Raw genomic sequence first — 13650 nt, forward strand, 5'->3', positions numbered from 1 at the left:
CTGTAACAGGTCCTTCGACCCTGGGCCCCCTTCCGTACGCCCGTACGATGGGTGCTGGTCCAGTGTCGTATCAAGGAGAGACAAATCGTGTCTGAGGAGCTCATCCCGGAGACCCCGGAGCAGGAGACCGAAGAGAACGAAGCGGCGGAGCCGATCAAGCAGCGGAAGAACGGCCTGTACCCGGGCGTCTCCGACGAGCTTGCCGCGAACATGAAGTCGGGCTGGGCCGACACCGAGCTGCACGGGCTCGAACCGATCGCCCAGGCCGAGCACACCGCCGCCCGCCGCGCCGCGCTCTCCGCGCGCTTCCCCGGCGAGCGCCTGGTCATCCCCGCGGGCAACCTGCGGACCCGCTCCAACGACACCGAGTACGCCTTCCGCGCCTCCACCGAGTACGCGTACCTCACCGGCGACCAGACCCAGGACGGCGTCCTCGTCCTGGAGCCGACCGGCGAGGGCCACGAGGCCACCATCTATCTGCTGCCCCGCTCCGACCGGGAGAACGGCGAGTTCTGGCTGGACGGCCAAGGCGAGCTGTGGGTCGGCCGCCGGCACTCCCTCGCCGAGGCCGAGCAGCTGCTGGGCATCCCCGCGAAGGACGTCCGCGAGGTCGCCGCCGCGCTGACCGAGGCCACCGGCCCGGTCCGTAACGTGCGCGGTCACGACGCGTCCATCGAGGCCGCCCTCACCGACAAGGTGACCGCCGAGCGCGACGAGGAGCTGCGCGTCCACCTCTCCGAGGCCCGCCTCGTGAAGGACGCCTTCGAGATCGCCGAGCTGCAGAAGGCGTGCGACGCCACCGCGCGCGGTTTCGAGGACGTCGTGAAGAGCCTGGACAAGGCCGAGGCGACCAGCGAGCGCTTCATCGAGGGCACGTTCTTCCTGCGCGCCCGCATCGAGGGCAACGACATCGGCTACGGCTCGATCTGCGCCGCCGGACCGCACGCCACCACCCTGCACTGGGTCCGCAACGACGGCACCGTCCGCGCCGGCGAGCTGCTGCTCCTGGACGCGGGCGTGGAGACGAACGAGCTCTACACCGCCGATGTGACGCGGACCCTGCCGATCAACGGCACGTTCTCGCCGCTCCAGCGCAAGATCTACGACGCGGTGTACGAGGCCCAGGAGGCGGGCATCGCCGCCGTGAAGCCCGGTGCCACCTTCCGCGACTTCCACGACGCCTCGCAGCGCGTGCTCGCCGAGAAGCTCGTGGCGTGGGGTCTGCTCGGCGACCTGTCCGTGGACAAGGTCCTGGAGCTCGGCCTCCAGCGCCGCTGGACCCTGCACGGCACCGGTCACATGCTCGGCATGGACGTCCACGACTGCGCCGCCGCGCGCACCGAGGCGTACGTCGACGGCATCCTGGAGCCGGGTGTCTGCCTGACCGTGGAGCCGGGCCTGTACTTCCAGACCGACGACCTGACCGTGCCCGAGGAGTACCGGGGCATCGGCGTCCGGATCGAGGACGACATCCTCGTCACCGAGGACGGCAACCGGAACCTCTCCGACAAGCTGCCCCGGCAGGCCGACGAGGTCGAGGCCTGGATGGCTCAGCTGAAGGGCTGACCCGCTTCCGCCTGATGACAGGGCGCGCTGCTCACACCATGAGCAGCGCGCCCTCCCGCCATTTCAGGACCTTGTCGAAGCTGACCACCGCGCCCCGGCCGGGCCGGTTGCCGAACTGGACGTGGTCGGCGAGCTGCTCGATGAGATCCAGCCCGCGGCCGCTCTCGGCGACGCAGGGGATGTACGCGGCGAACGTGGGCTGCGCGCCGACGGGCTCCGGGTGCTGAGCCCGCTCGATGTGCTCGGCGCGCTCGATGTGCTCGGCGCGGTCGACGTGCTCGGCGCGGTCGACGTGCTCCGCGTGTTCGGTGTGCGCGGCAGGGCGAAGCGCGCGCCGGGCGGGAAAGCCCGGCCCCGAGTCGGCCACCTCGATACGGCATTTCTCGCCGTCCAGATAGGCCGTGACCCGGTACTGCCCGGAGTCCGCCGGGGGCCTTTCGGGTCCGGAATCCCCGTGCTCCCCGAGGCCCGACCGGTCGCCGCCGTGTTCCACGGCGTTGGCACAGGCTTCGCTGAGCGCGACCGACAGGTCGAAGGAGATATCCGGATCCACCCCCGCGGTTTCCATGGTGCCGAGCAGAAAACGACGGGCGAGCGGAACGCTCGCAGCTTCGCGCCGCAAATGGAGTGACCACCAGATGCTCATGCTCCAGCCTCCTGGCTGCGGCTCGACGTATCGATACGTATTGCCGCACAAGGCACTTCGTAAGCACGGATCGGCTGTGAGAGCCCTCATTCGGCGGATGTGGATATTCCGCGCACCGGTGTATGGCCACCCCGGGGACCACCCCGGCGGAGGCCGGGGCGGGTTCCGGAAGCGGCGCGTCCACAGTCCGTACATCCCCCGCGAACAGCCGCAACAAGCACGCTTGCGGACGGAGGCTGATGTTCCGGACCTGCCGTACCGCGGAGGGGGGCGCAGTGCGATGATGTCCCGGCCATGTCCACGCCTGTCGCACACGCCGGAGCCGGTCTGCGGCTCATGAGGGCCGCGGTGTTCACCGCGGTCTGCGTCGTGCTGTCCGCGGCGGGGCACGCCTTCGCGGCAGGTACGCCGGTCCCCGCGTGGACCCTGGTCGCCGGTTTCCTCGGCGTCCTCGCCGTCGCCGCCGCCCTCGCCGGACGGGAACGTTCCCTGCCGTCGATCGCGGGCGCGCTGGCGGGCGGGCAGGTCGCCCTGCACGTCCTCTTCGCGTACGGCAGCCACGGCAGCGCGCAGGCCGTCGCCGCCGCAGCGCCACGGGGCAGCGACGAGAACCCTCTGATCCGCTTCGCCGCCGGGCTCGTGTGCGGTGGAGGGGCGGGGCAGCTCGACGCCGCCGACGCCCACCGCATCGTCACCACGGCGGGCATAGACCCCTCGACGCTCTCGCAGGGCCACGGACATCTCGCGTCGGCGGGAGCGGCCGGCGCGGCGGCTCCGGACGGCGGACCGGGCCTGGCCTCGGCGGTCGCGGACGGGGGATCGGGCCTGGCGTCGGCGGTCGCGGACGGAGGATCGGGCCTGGCCTCGGCGTACGCCTCGGTGACCGCGCTGCTGCCGGCACTGCCGATGTTCCTGGCGCACCTGCTGGCCGCGCTCGCCGCCGGCTGGCTGCTGCGGCGCGGCGAAGCCGCTCTCTTCCGGCTGGCCCGGCTCTCGGCGTACGGCGCCCAGGAGTTGGCGGCCGGCGCCCGGCTGCGCTCCCTGCGCGCAGCGCTCGCACTCGTACGCGCCCTGCGCGCCGGAGCGCGCGAGCAGCTCGTGTGCGGCCCGCGCGCCCTGCGTACGGCCGACGACGAACCGGCCCCGGCCACCGGGGACCCGCTGCAGCACCTGGTGGTCAGGCGCGGGCCTCCGGCCCCGTACGCCCTCGCAGCCTGACGCGACACCTGCGCCCACCGCCCGTGACGGACCACCGTCCCGGATGGGCCGCCCCTGCATGTTCCTGAGCGGCTCTCCTGCGGGCAGGGCCGGATTCCTCCCGGACCGGACGAGGTGTCGTGCTGCCGTCGCGCACCCGCGCGCCGAACGACCATGTCTTCCTCTTCCTGCGTGTTCCTCTTCCTCCGTGGAGTGATTCCTGCCATGAACGCCATCCGCGTCTCCCGTATCGCCATCGCCACCGGCGTCGCCGCGTCCACCGTCCTGCTGCTCGCCGGGCCCGCCGCCGCGCACGTCAGCGTCCAGCCGCAGGGCGAGGCCGCCAAGGGCGGTTACGCCACCCTCAACTTCAAGGTCCCCAACGAGCGCGACCAGGCCTCCACGGTCAAGGTCGAAGTGAACTTCCCGGCCGACCACCCGCTCTCCTCCGTCACCCCCGAGGCCGTGCCGGGCTGGAAGATCGACATCACCAAGGGCAAGCTCGACAAGCCTCTTGAGGTCCACGGCAAGAAGATCACCGAGGCGGTCTCCAAGGTGACCTGGACCGCCGACGGCTCCAAAATCGCGCCCGGCTACTTCCAGCAGTTCCCGGTCTCCGTCGGCCAGCTTCCCGAAGACGCCGACCAGCTGGTCTTCAAGGCCATCCAGACGTACGACAACAAGGAAGTCGTGCGCTGGATCGAGGAGCCCACGGCGGGCGGCGACGAGCCCGACAGCCCCGCCCCGGTCCTGAAGCTCTCCGCCGCCTCCGACGACCACCACGGTGGCGGCGCGGCCGCCAAGCCCGGCGAGGACGACCACAAGGCCGACGACAAGGCGGCGTCGGCCGATGGCGACAAGAAGGAGACGCACGCCGCGTCCTCCTCCTCCAGCGACACCACGGCCCGCACCCTGGGCATCATCGGCATCCTCATCGGCGTCGCGGGCGTCGCGTTCGGCGTGCTCGCCGGCCGCCGCCGTACCGTCTGACCTGCCGGTTCCACCACCCGCACCACGTTCAGGACACCCTTCATGCGCAACAGAAAAGCAGTGACGGCCGTGGCGTTCGCCGCCGCGGCCGCACTGGCCCTCTCGGCCTGCGGCAGCGGCGACGACAAGGCGGGCTCCTCGTCGATCGCCGATGTCGAGGCCTCTCCGAAGACCAAGGCCGCGACCGTTCTCGACCGCCCGTTCACCAAGCCGAACCTCGTCCTCACCGACACGAACGGCAAGGAGTACGACTTCCGTGCGGCGACCAAGGGCAAGCCGACGCTCATCTACTTCGGCTACACCAACTGCCCCGACGTCTGCCCGCTGACCATGAGCAACATCTCCATCGCCAAGCGGGGGCTGCCCAAGGCCGACCAGGACAAGCTCCAGGTCGTCTTCGTCACGACCGACCCCGAGCGCGACACGCCTGCCTCGCTCGGCACCTGGCTCAAGGGCCAGGACCCCACCTTCACCGGCCTCACCGGCGACTTCCCCACCATCCAGGCGGGGGCGCGCCAGATCGGCATCGGTATCGAGCCGGCGACGAAGGACAAGGACGGCAAGCCGGTCTCGATGCACGGGGCGCAGGTGGTCGCCTTCTCCCCGAAGACGGACGGCGGATACGTGCTGTACGGCGAGGACACCTCCGCCGAGGAGTACGCGAAGGACCTCCCCAAGCTGATCAAGGGGGAGAACCCGTGAACCGCCGCACGGTCCTCGCCGGCGTCCTCGCCCTCACCACGGGGCTGGCGCTGGCGGGGTGCTCCGCGGGCAGCGACGAGCCCGAGCTGAAGGTCACCGGCGCGTATCTGCCGCAGCCCGTCAGCGACATGGCCGCCGGCTTCCTCGTCGTCCAGAACAGCGGGTCGTCCGCCGACCGGCTCACGTCGGTGACCAGTCCGCTCTCCGACGACGTCACGATCCACGAGACGAAGAACCAGCAGATGCGCGAGGTCTCGTCGTTCGAGGTGCCTGCGAAGGGTGAGCTCGACCTCGAACGCGGCGGCAGCCACATCATGTTCATGAAGCTCAAGCAGAAGCCCAAGCAGGGCGAGAAGGTCTCCGTCGAGCTGCACTTCGAGAAGGCCGACCCCATCACGGTCGACCTGCCGGTGAAGGAAACCACCCACAACCCGAAGAAGCAGTGAGGGACCGACTGTCATGACTGCCACCGCCCCGCGCCTCGGAGCGTCCCCGATACGGCGGCCGTTCGCCGCCGCCGCGCTCGTCGCCGCCCTCGTCAGCCTGCTGTTCGGGCTGATGCTGGCCGGCGCCGGCCCGGCGTCCGCGCACGCCGCCCTCACCGGGAGCGACCCGCAGGACGGGGCGGTGGTCGCCACCGCGCCCAAGGAGGTGACCCTCACCTTCTCCGAGGCGATCGCCGTCGGCGACGGGTCGATCCGGGTCCTGGACCCCAGCAGCAAGCGCGCCGACACCGGCGCCGAGCCGAAGGACCTGTCCGAGGGCTCCACCGTCCGGTACGGCGTCGAGCTCCATCCCGGCCTGCCGGACGGCACCTACACGGTGGCCTGGCAGGCGGTCTCCGCCGACAGCCATCCCATCTCCGGCGCCTTCACGTTCTCCATCGGCGCCCCCTCCGAGACCACCGTGGCCCTGCCCTCCGAGGAGGTGGGCGGCGGCCCGGTCGGCGTCGTCTACGGCATCGCGCGGTACGTCGCGTACACCGGGTTCATCCTGCTCGTGGGCGGCGCGGCCTTCGTGCTGGGCTGCTGGCCCCGGGGCGCGTCCGCCCGGCCGATGCAACGGCTCGTGGTGCGCGGCTGGATCACGCTGACCGCGGCGACCCTGGTCATGCTGCTGCTGCGCAGCCCGTACACCGGCAGCGGGAAGTTCGCCGACGCCTTCGACCTGGACGGGCTCCAGGCCGTCCTCGACACCAAGCCGGGCGCCGCCCTCGTCTCGCGGCTGCTGCTGCTCGGCGCGGCCGCCCTGTTCATCGCCGTCCTGTTCGGTACGTACGCCCGGCGCGAGGACGCGGTCGAGAAGAAGGACCTCACCTTCGGCCTCGCCGTCGGCGGCGGAGTCGTCGCGGCGGGCATCGCCGCCACCTGGGCCATGTCCGAGCACGCGTCCACCGGCCTCCAGGCGGGGATCGCCATGCCGGTGGACGTCCTGCACCTGCTGGCCGTCGCCGCCTGGCTCGGCGGCCTCGTCTCGCTCCTGGTGGCGCTGTACCGGACGCCGGACATCGGGAGCCGTGCCGTACGGCGGTTCTCCCGGGTCGCGTTCGGCAGCGTGCTCGTCCTCGCGGCGACCGGGATCTACCAGTCGTGGCGCCAGGTCGGCTCCTGGTCGGCCCTGACCGGGACGCGGTACGGGCAGTTGCTGATCATCAAGGTCGTGCTGATCGCGGTCCTGCTCGCCGTCGCCTGGTTCTCCCGGCGGTGGACGGCACGGCTGACGGATACGGCTGCCGCGTCCGGGGGTGCGGAGGCGACTGATACGGCTGCTGCCGCTTCCGGAGGCGCGGAGGAGGAATCCGGGACCGAGGAGGCACCGGACGACGTCGATCCCTCGCGGGCCGCGCAACTGGCCCGTCAGCAGGCCGTCCTGACCGCCACGAAGAAGAAGCGGATACGGGACGCCGACCCGGAGCGCTCCGGGCTGCGCCGCTCGGTGCTGGCCGAGGCGGCCGTCGCCGTCGTCCTGCTGGCCGTCACCACCGTGCTGACGTCGACCGAACCGGGCCGTACGGAGGAGGAGGCCGGGGCCGGGGCCGGGGCGACCGCTCCCGCCGCGACGGGACCCGTCAACCTGAGCATGCCCTTCGACACCGGCGGCCGGAACGGCAAGGGAACCGTCCGCATCGACATCGACCCCGGGCGCACCGGCTCCAACGAGCTGCATGTGTGGGTCGACGGCAGCGACGGCAAGCCGATGGACGTCCCCGAGCTGAAGGTCGCCCTCACCCTGGAGGCTCAGGAGATCGGTCCACTGCCGGTCGCGCCCGACCGGCTCGCCGAGGGGCACTGGTCGGCGAGCGGCGTCCGGATCCCGATGGCGGGGGAGTGGAAGGTCGATGTGACGGTCCGGACCTCCGACATCGACCAGGTCACCATCGACGAGAACGTAAAGATCGGCTGAGTACGGTGAGCAAGACCAGGAAGCAGGACCCGGCCCCCACCGGTACGACCGTCCACCCCGACACCGGCCCCCCGGGTGCCGGCCCCGCCGGTGTCTCGCGGCGGCGGCTGCTGGGCGGCGTGGGCGCGGCGGGCGCCACCGGGCTGGTGCTGGGCGCCGGGGGCGGGGCGGCCGGGTATGCCGCGACCCGCTCCGACGCACCGACCGCCCTGACGGCCGTCGGCTCCACCGAGGCGATGTTTCACGGGAAACATCAACCGGGGATCACCACTCCGCTTCAGGCCCGGGGCCACCTCGTCGCCTTCGACCTGGTGGCGGGCGTGGGCCGCAAGGAGGCCGTGGCCCTGATGCGGCGCTGGTCGGCGGTGGCGCGGGAGCTGATGGCGGGCCGCCCGGCGGGAGGCTCGGCGGACGGGCCCGGCCACGACACCGGGATCGCCCTGGACGCGGGCCCCTCCTCCCTCACCGTCACCTTCGGCTTCGGCCGTACGTTCTTCGCGCGTACGGGCCTCGCCTCCCGGCTGCCCGCCGCCCTCGACCCGCTGCCCCCGTTCTCCTCCGACCAGCTCGACGCCAAGCGCTCCGACGGCGACCTGTGGGTGCAGATCGGCGCCGACGACGCGCTCGTCGCCTTCCACGCCCTGCGGGCCGTACAGAAGGAGAGCGCGGGAACAGTAAAGGTGCGGTGGCAGATGAACGGCTTCAACCGCACCCCTGGGGCCACGGCCCGGCCGATGACCGCCCGCAATCTGATGGGGCAGATCGACGGGACCGGCAACCCGAAGCCGGCCGACGAGGACTTCGACCGGCGGATCTTCGTGCCCGCCTCCCCCGGCACCCCGCAGGAGTGGCTGGAGGGCGGTTCGTACGCCGTCGTCCGCCGGATCAGGATGCTGCTGGACGACTGGGAGAAGCTTCCGGTGGACCGGCAGGAGCGGGTCATCGGGCGGCGCAAGGCGGACGGGGCCCCGCTGAGCGGCGGGAGCGAGACCACCGCGTTGGACCTCGACAAGGCGGGCCCGGACGGACGGCTCGTGATCCCCGACAACGCCCACGCCCGGATCTCCTCCCCCGAGAAGAACGGCGGGGCCGCGATGCTCCGGCGCCCGTTCTCGTACCACGACGGGATCTCCGAGGACGGCACTCCGGATGCCGGGCTGCTCTTCGTCTGCTGGCAGGCGGACCCGTTCCAGGGCTTCGTCCCGGTGCAGCGCAAGCTCGACCGGGGCGATGCTCTGTCGCCGTTCATCCGGCACGAGGCGAGCGGCCTGTTCGCGGTGCCGGGCGGGGCGGCGGAGGGCGAGTACGTGGGGCAGCGGCTGCTGGAGTCCTGAGGCAGGGGCGCCTCATGGGGCCCGGGGGCGCGTGACCGGCGTGTCCGAAGCCCTGCGCGCCGGGCCCCGACCGGATTCTGAGACGGCGAGGCCCCCGTCGTACGGCGCAATAGGGTGAGCGTATGTCAGCCACGCGCTACGCCTATCTCGGTCCCGAAGGCACCTTCACCGAGGTCGCCCTCCGCACGCTCCCGGAAGCCGCCACCCGCGAGCTCGTCCCCATGGTCTCCGTACCGGCGGCCCTGGACGCCGTACGCAACGGGGCGGCGGCGGCGGCCCTCGTGCCGATCGAGAACTCCGTCGAGGGCGGCATCACGGCCACGCTCGACGAGCTGACCAGCGGAGAGCCGCTGATGATCTACCGCGAGGTGCTGCTCTCCATCACCTTCGCGCTGCTCGTGCGGCCGGGCACCAAGCTCTCGGACATCAAGACGGTGACCGCGCACCCGGCCGCCCAGCCTCAGGTCCGCAACTGGATGGCGGCCCACCTCCCGCAGGCCGCGTGGGAGTCGGCGGCCTCCAACGCGGACGGCGCCCGGCTGGTCCAGGAGGGGCGCTACGACGCCGCGTTCGCCGGTGAGTTCGCCGCCGCCACCTACGGTCTCGAACCGCTGGTCACGGAGATCCATGACGCGGAGAACGCCCAGACCCGCTTCGTCCTGGTGGGCCGCCCGGCCCGGCCGTCCGCGCCGACCGGGGCCGACAAGACGTCCGTCGTGATCTGGCTGGGCGACGACCGCCCCGGTGCGCTGCTTGAGCTGCTCCAGGAGTTCGCGGTGCGCGGCGTCAACCTGATGCTGATCCAGTCGCGGCCGACCGGCGAGGGCATCGGCAACTACTGCTTCGCCGTGGACGCCGAGGGGCACATCGCGGACCGGCGGGTGGGGGAGGCCCTGATGGGGCTGAAGCGGATCTGCCCGAAGGTGCGGTTCCTCGGTTCGTACCCGCGGGCGGGGGTCTCCGCCGACGAGGTCCGGCCGTTGCGTGCGGGCACCTCGGACAGCGCCTTCACCGAAGCCTCCGACTGGCTGGCGCGCAGCCAGGACGGGCGGATCTGAGAGCGGTCGGCTACGACCCGTCCCGGAGCGGAGCGCTCCGCTCCGGTGTGACCCGCGCACTCCACTCCGGGGTGCTCTGTGCGCTCCGCTGTGGTCCTACCTACAGATAGTCATCCACCCACAGAGTTATCCACAGGCTGGCTTCTCGACCTGGGGACAAGTCGACACCCTCATGCGACATCATCGACAAATCAATGCAGTGGCCCTGGATGCACCCACAGACGGCCGACTCGACACGCCCCCTCCCGAGTCGCGCGAATTCCCTTGATCAACTCACCAGAGCGACGAATTGCCACCCGAATGAGCGTGCGGGGCGGGTTTCGACTGCGAAGACAGGGGATCGGCGCACCTTCGTCCACCCCCCGGAACATTCCGTTCCGACATCCACAGAACTTCTTCACAGCCTGTGGATAACTATTGCGGCACACCCCCTCCTGTGGACAACGCAAGAGAAGAGCGACCCCAACTCCCCCTCCCCCAAGGCTCGTACGTCAAGAGAGCCTGCACCTTCTGCCCTGTTCAGGGGAGTTAACCGCCGTTATTGACGCAGACGCCGGTTCGCACCTCGCGATTCATACCAGAAATATCAATTCCGGCAATTCGGTCAAAGTGACACGCTCGGCAATATCGGTTCGAGTACGAGATCCGCGCACCGGTAGCCTGGAGGGGTGATTGACCTTCGCCTGCTCCGTGAGGACCCCGACCGTGTTCGCGCCTCCCAGCGCGCCCGTGGAGAGGACGTCGCGCTCGTCGACGCCCTGCTCTCCGCCGACGAGCTGCGCAGGTCGTCCGGCGTCCGCTTCGATGAACTCCGCTCCGAGCAGAAGCAGCTCGGCAAGCTGATCCCCAAGGCCACCCCCGAGGAGCGCGCCGAGCTCCTGAAGAAGGCCGATCAGCTCAAGGCCGAAGTCAAGGCGGCCGACGCCGCCCAGGACGAGGCCGACGCCGAGGCCAAGCGGCTGCTCCTCCTGCTCGGCAACATCGTCCACGAGGACGTGCCGGTCGGCGGCGAGGAGGACTTCGTCGTCCTGGAGACGCACGGCACCATCCGCGACTTCGGCGCCGAGGGCTTCGAGCCCAAGGACCACCTGGAGCTCGGCGAGGCGCTCGGCGCCATCGACATGGAGCGCGGGGCCAAGGTCTCCGGTTCGCGGTTCTACTACCTGACGGGCATCGGCGCCCTCCTGGAGCTCGCCCTCGTCAACGCGGCGATCGCCCAGGCCACCGAGGCCGGCTTCATCCCGATGCTGACCCCCGCGCTGGTCCGCCCGCGCGCCATGGAGGGCACCGGCTTCCTCGGCCAGGCCGCGGAGAACGTGTACCACCTGGAGAAGGACGACTACTACCTGGTCGGCACCTCGGAGGTGCCGCTCGCCGCTTACCACATGGACGAGATCGTGGAGGCGGACAAGCTGCCCCTGCGGTACGCCGGGTTCTCCCCCTGCTTCCGCCGCGAGGCCGGGACGTACGGCAAGGACACCCGCGGCATCTTCCGCGTCCACCAGTTCGACAAGGTCGAGATGTTCTCGTACGTCGACCCGGCGGACGCCGAGGCCGAGCACCGCAGGCTCCTGGAGTGGGAGAAGCAGTGGCTCACCGGCCTCGAACTGCCTTTCCAGGTCATCGACGTCGCCACCGGTGACCTCGGCGCGTCGGCCTCGCGCAAGTTCGACTGCGAGGCGTGGATCCCGACCCAGGGCAAGTACCGCGAGCTGACCTCCGCGTCGAACTGCGACAGCTTCCAGGCCCGCCGCCTCTCCGTCCGGATGCGCGAGGACAAGAAGGTCCGGCCGCTGGCCACGCTGAACGGCACCCTCTGCGCCGTACCGCGCACGATCGTGGCGCTCCTGGAGAACCACCAGCTGCCCGACGGTTCGGTCCGGGTGCCCGAGATGCTCCGTCCGTACCTGGGCGGGCGCGAGACCCTGGAACCGGTCTCCAAGTGACCTTCCCCTACAAGCTCGTCGCCACCGACCTCGACGGCACACTCCTGCGCGGGGACGACACGGTCTCCGAGCGCACCCGCGAGGCACTGGGCGCCGCCACGGCGGCCGGTGCCGCGCACATCATCGTCACCGGGCGGTCGGTCCCCTGGACCCGGCACATCCTGGACGACCTCGGTTACGACGGCCTCGCCGTCTGCGGCCAGGGCGCGCAGGTCTACCACGCGGGTGAGCACAAGCTGCTGACCTCGCTGACCCTGGACCGGCAGCTCGCCGGGCTCGCCCTCTCCAAGGTCGAGGCGGAGGTCGGCCCGCTGGCGCTGGCCGCCAGCCGCGACGGCCTGGAGGGCGAGGTGCTGGTCGGCCCGGGCTACCGGGTGCAGGAGGGGCCGCTCCCGTACGTCTTCGTGGACGACGCCGCCGAGATGTGGGCCGCCCCGCTGAACAAGGTCTACCTCCAGCACCCGGAGCTCGACGACGACGCACTGGCCACTGCCGCGCGGGCGGCCGTCGGCAACCTGGTCGACGTGGTCATGGCGGGCCCCGGAGTGGTGGAGATCCTCCCGCTCGGGCTGAGCAAGGCGACCGGCCTCTCGCTGGCCGCCCGCCGGCTCGGTGTGAAGGCCGCCGACACCATCGCCTTCGGTGACATGCCGAACGACATTCCGATGTTCGGCTGGGCGCAGCACGGTGTGGCCATGGCCAACGCCCACGACACCCTGAAGGCCGTGGCGCACGAGATCACCGCGTCCAACGAGCACGACGGCATCGCGGTGGTCCTGGAGGAGCTGCTCCGCACGGGGGCCGTGCCCGCGCCCCACTGACGCGATCCTGCCGAGCCTCGGCCCTGCCCGCTGCCGCTGCATTCCAGCGGCCGCGGGCAGGGCCTTTTCACGGCTCAGCGGCGCCCGGTGCGGCGCCGCAGGTCCTTCATCTGGTGCGCGAAGGCTTCCAGGCGCGCGTCGAACCGCGCGTCCATCCGTACGACGTCCTGCGACAGGTCGGACAGCCGCACGCTCATCGCTCCGACCACCTGCTGCGTCGCCTCCACCTTCCGGTCCAGGCTGTCCAGCCGCTCCGACATCCGGCAGAGCACCGGCCCGAGCTCCTGGAGCGCACTGCCGACGTCGGCGAGGCAGCTCTCGATCCGGGTGACCCGCACATCGAGGGCGTCGTACTGGGCCCGCAGCGATTCCTCGGCGTCGAGAAGGTACGTACGGACGCAGCGGGCGATGTCGCTGTCGCGAAGAAGCATGGCGACGTTGAGGACGGTGCGGCGGGTGTAGAGGCGCAGCTGCGTGGCTGCCTGTGGATAACTTTCCACCCCCTCCTCCTTCCATAGCGACTTCATGTCGCTTTGAAAGGACCGCAGCTCAGAGCCGCGCAGTACGCGCAGCCCGTTCTCACTCAACTCCTCCTGATGGCGATCGGTGAGCCTTCTGACCGAGGCTGTGGATACTTCGAAGTAACGTGCAACGTCCTCCGTGCGAACGTGAATTCCGTCGGGGAGCATGACAAGGCTCTTCACCTTGTCGAGGATGTCGACGCGCCCCATCTGCTCGACGCGCAGCGCGCGCGATTCGAGTAGGGCGACTTCCGTGGGCATGGGCATGCCTTCCGTCCGAGGGAATGACAAGGGAGGGCCCCTACCCCGGGCTGCGGGGGTGGAGGACGCTCACGGTTGCCACTCACTCGATGACCGGACCGGTGGGCTGAGCCTCACCCGGGTCAGGCACTCCCCGATTTCACGAACGCTACGACGCCACGGATTCCAGTTGCCTCCACGCACCCTGCCCAACGACCCGATAAAA

12 protein-coding genes are annotated in these 13650 nt (G+C 70.8%); 10 read left to right on the top strand and 2 right to left on the bottom strand.

All coding sequences use genetic code 11. The annotated features are described in order from the left end of the window. The first annotated feature begins 87 nt into the window (after positions 1–87). A complete protein-coding gene (locus ACK8N7_RS17810) occupies positions 88–1566 on the top strand; it encodes an aminopeptidase P family protein (protein WP_500443175.1) in 1479 nt (492 codons plus the stop codon). A 31-nt stretch (positions 1567–1597) separates the two neighbouring features. On the opposite strand, the gene ACK8N7_RS17815 is transcribed toward ACK8N7_RS17810, so the two are convergent. Further along, positions 1598–2212: an ATP-binding protein gene (locus ACK8N7_RS17815; RefSeq protein ID WP_403213766.1), complete on the bottom strand. Its 615-nt coding sequence runs from the start codon at positions 2210–2212 to the stop codon at positions 1598–1600. 294 nt (positions 2213–2506) lie between these two features. Between ACK8N7_RS17815 and ACK8N7_RS17820 the strand changes: the two genes are divergently transcribed. The 9 genes from ACK8N7_RS17820 (at position 2507) to ACK8N7_RS17860 (ending at position 12663) form a co-directional block, all read left to right on the top strand. Then, positions 2507–3430, top strand: coding sequence for a hypothetical protein (locus ACK8N7_RS17820; protein WP_500443176.1), 924 nt, complete (start codon positions 2507–2509; stop codon positions 3428–3430). Positions 3431–3643: 213 nt separating this feature from the next. Continuing rightward, positions 3644–4399, top strand: coding sequence for a YcnI family copper-binding membrane protein (locus ACK8N7_RS17825; protein ID WP_403213934.1), 756 nt, complete (start codon positions 3644–3646; stop codon positions 4397–4399). Between the two features lie 42 nt (positions 4400–4441). Then, entirely contained in the window at positions 4442–5101 is a 660-nt protein-coding gene (locus ACK8N7_RS17830; protein WP_500443177.1) for an SCO family protein, read from the top strand. Further along, positions 5098–5547: a copper chaperone PCu(A)C gene (locus ACK8N7_RS17835; RefSeq protein WP_403213760.1), complete on the top strand. Its 450-nt coding sequence runs from the start codon at positions 5098–5100 to the stop codon at positions 5545–5547. The genes ACK8N7_RS17830 and ACK8N7_RS17835 overlap by 4 nt, the downstream gene beginning before the upstream one ends. A 13-nt stretch (positions 5548–5560) precedes the next feature. Then, positions 5561–7504, top strand: coding sequence for a copper resistance CopC/CopD family protein (locus tag ACK8N7_RS17840; RefSeq protein WP_500443179.1), 1944 nt, complete (start codon positions 5561–5563; stop codon positions 7502–7504). Positions 7505–7509: 5 nt separating this feature from the next. Further along, positions 7510–8838, top strand: coding sequence for an iron uptake transporter deferrochelatase/peroxidase subunit (efeB, locus tag ACK8N7_RS17845; RefSeq protein WP_403213756.1), 1329 nt, complete (start codon positions 7510–7512; stop codon positions 8836–8838). 122 nt (positions 8839–8960) lie between these two features. Further along, positions 8961–9896, top strand: a complete 936-nt coding sequence (gene pheA, locus ACK8N7_RS17850; RefSeq protein WP_500443181.1) for a prephenate dehydratase — start codon at positions 8961–8963, stop codon at positions 9894–9896. 668 nt (positions 9897–10564) lie between these two features. After that, positions 10565–11842, top strand: a complete 1278-nt coding sequence (gene serS, locus ACK8N7_RS17855; RefSeq protein WP_403213752.1) for a serine--tRNA ligase — start codon at positions 10565–10567, stop codon at positions 11840–11842. Next, positions 11839–12663 (top strand): HAD family hydrolase, encoded by an 825-nt coding sequence (locus ACK8N7_RS17860; RefSeq protein WP_500443183.1) that lies wholly within the window; start codon positions 11839–11841, stop codon positions 12661–12663. The genes serS and ACK8N7_RS17860 overlap by 4 nt, the downstream gene beginning before the upstream one ends. 74 nt (positions 12664–12737) lie before the next feature. Here ACK8N7_RS17860 and ACK8N7_RS17865 read toward each other — a convergent pair whose 3' ends face one another. Further along, positions 12738–13445 carry a hypothetical protein gene (locus ACK8N7_RS17865; protein WP_403213748.1) on the bottom strand — a complete coding sequence of 236 codons (708 nt, stop codon included), beginning with the start codon at positions 13443–13445 and terminating at the stop codon, positions 12738–12740. Between the last annotated feature and the right edge of the window lie 205 nt (positions 13446–13650).

It is taken from the genome of Streptomyces griseobrunneus (assembly GCF_046713465.1).
GTDB lineage: Bacteria > Actinomycetota > Actinomycetes > Streptomycetales > Streptomycetaceae > Streptomyces > Streptomyces microflavus.

Excerpts from the sequence above, each read along its gene's own strand:
- ACK8N7_RS17820 (WP_500443176.1), top strand. The coding sequence starts at position 2,507 with ATGTCCACGCCTGTCGCACACGCCGGAGCCGGTCTGCGGCTCATGAGG.
- ACK8N7_RS17840 (WP_500443179.1), top strand. The coding sequence starts at position 5,561 with ATGACTGCCACCGCCCCGCGCCTCGGAGCGTCCCCGATACGGCGGCCG.
- ACK8N7_RS17815 (WP_403213766.1), bottom strand. The coding sequence starts at position 2,212 with ATGAGCATCTGGTGGTCACTCCATTTGCGGCGCGAAGCTGCGAGCGTT.
- ACK8N7_RS17830 (WP_500443177.1), top strand. The coding sequence starts at position 4,442 with ATGCGCAACAGAAAAGCAGTGACGGCCGTGGCGTTCGCCGCCGCGGCC.
- ACK8N7_RS17865 (WP_403213748.1), bottom strand. The coding sequence starts at position 13,445 with ATGCCCACGGAAGTCGCCCTACTCGAATCGCGCGCGCTGCGCGTCGAG.
- pheA (WP_500443181.1), top strand. The coding sequence starts at position 8,961 with ATGTCAGCCACGCGCTACGCCTATCTCGGTCCCGAAGGCACCTTCACC.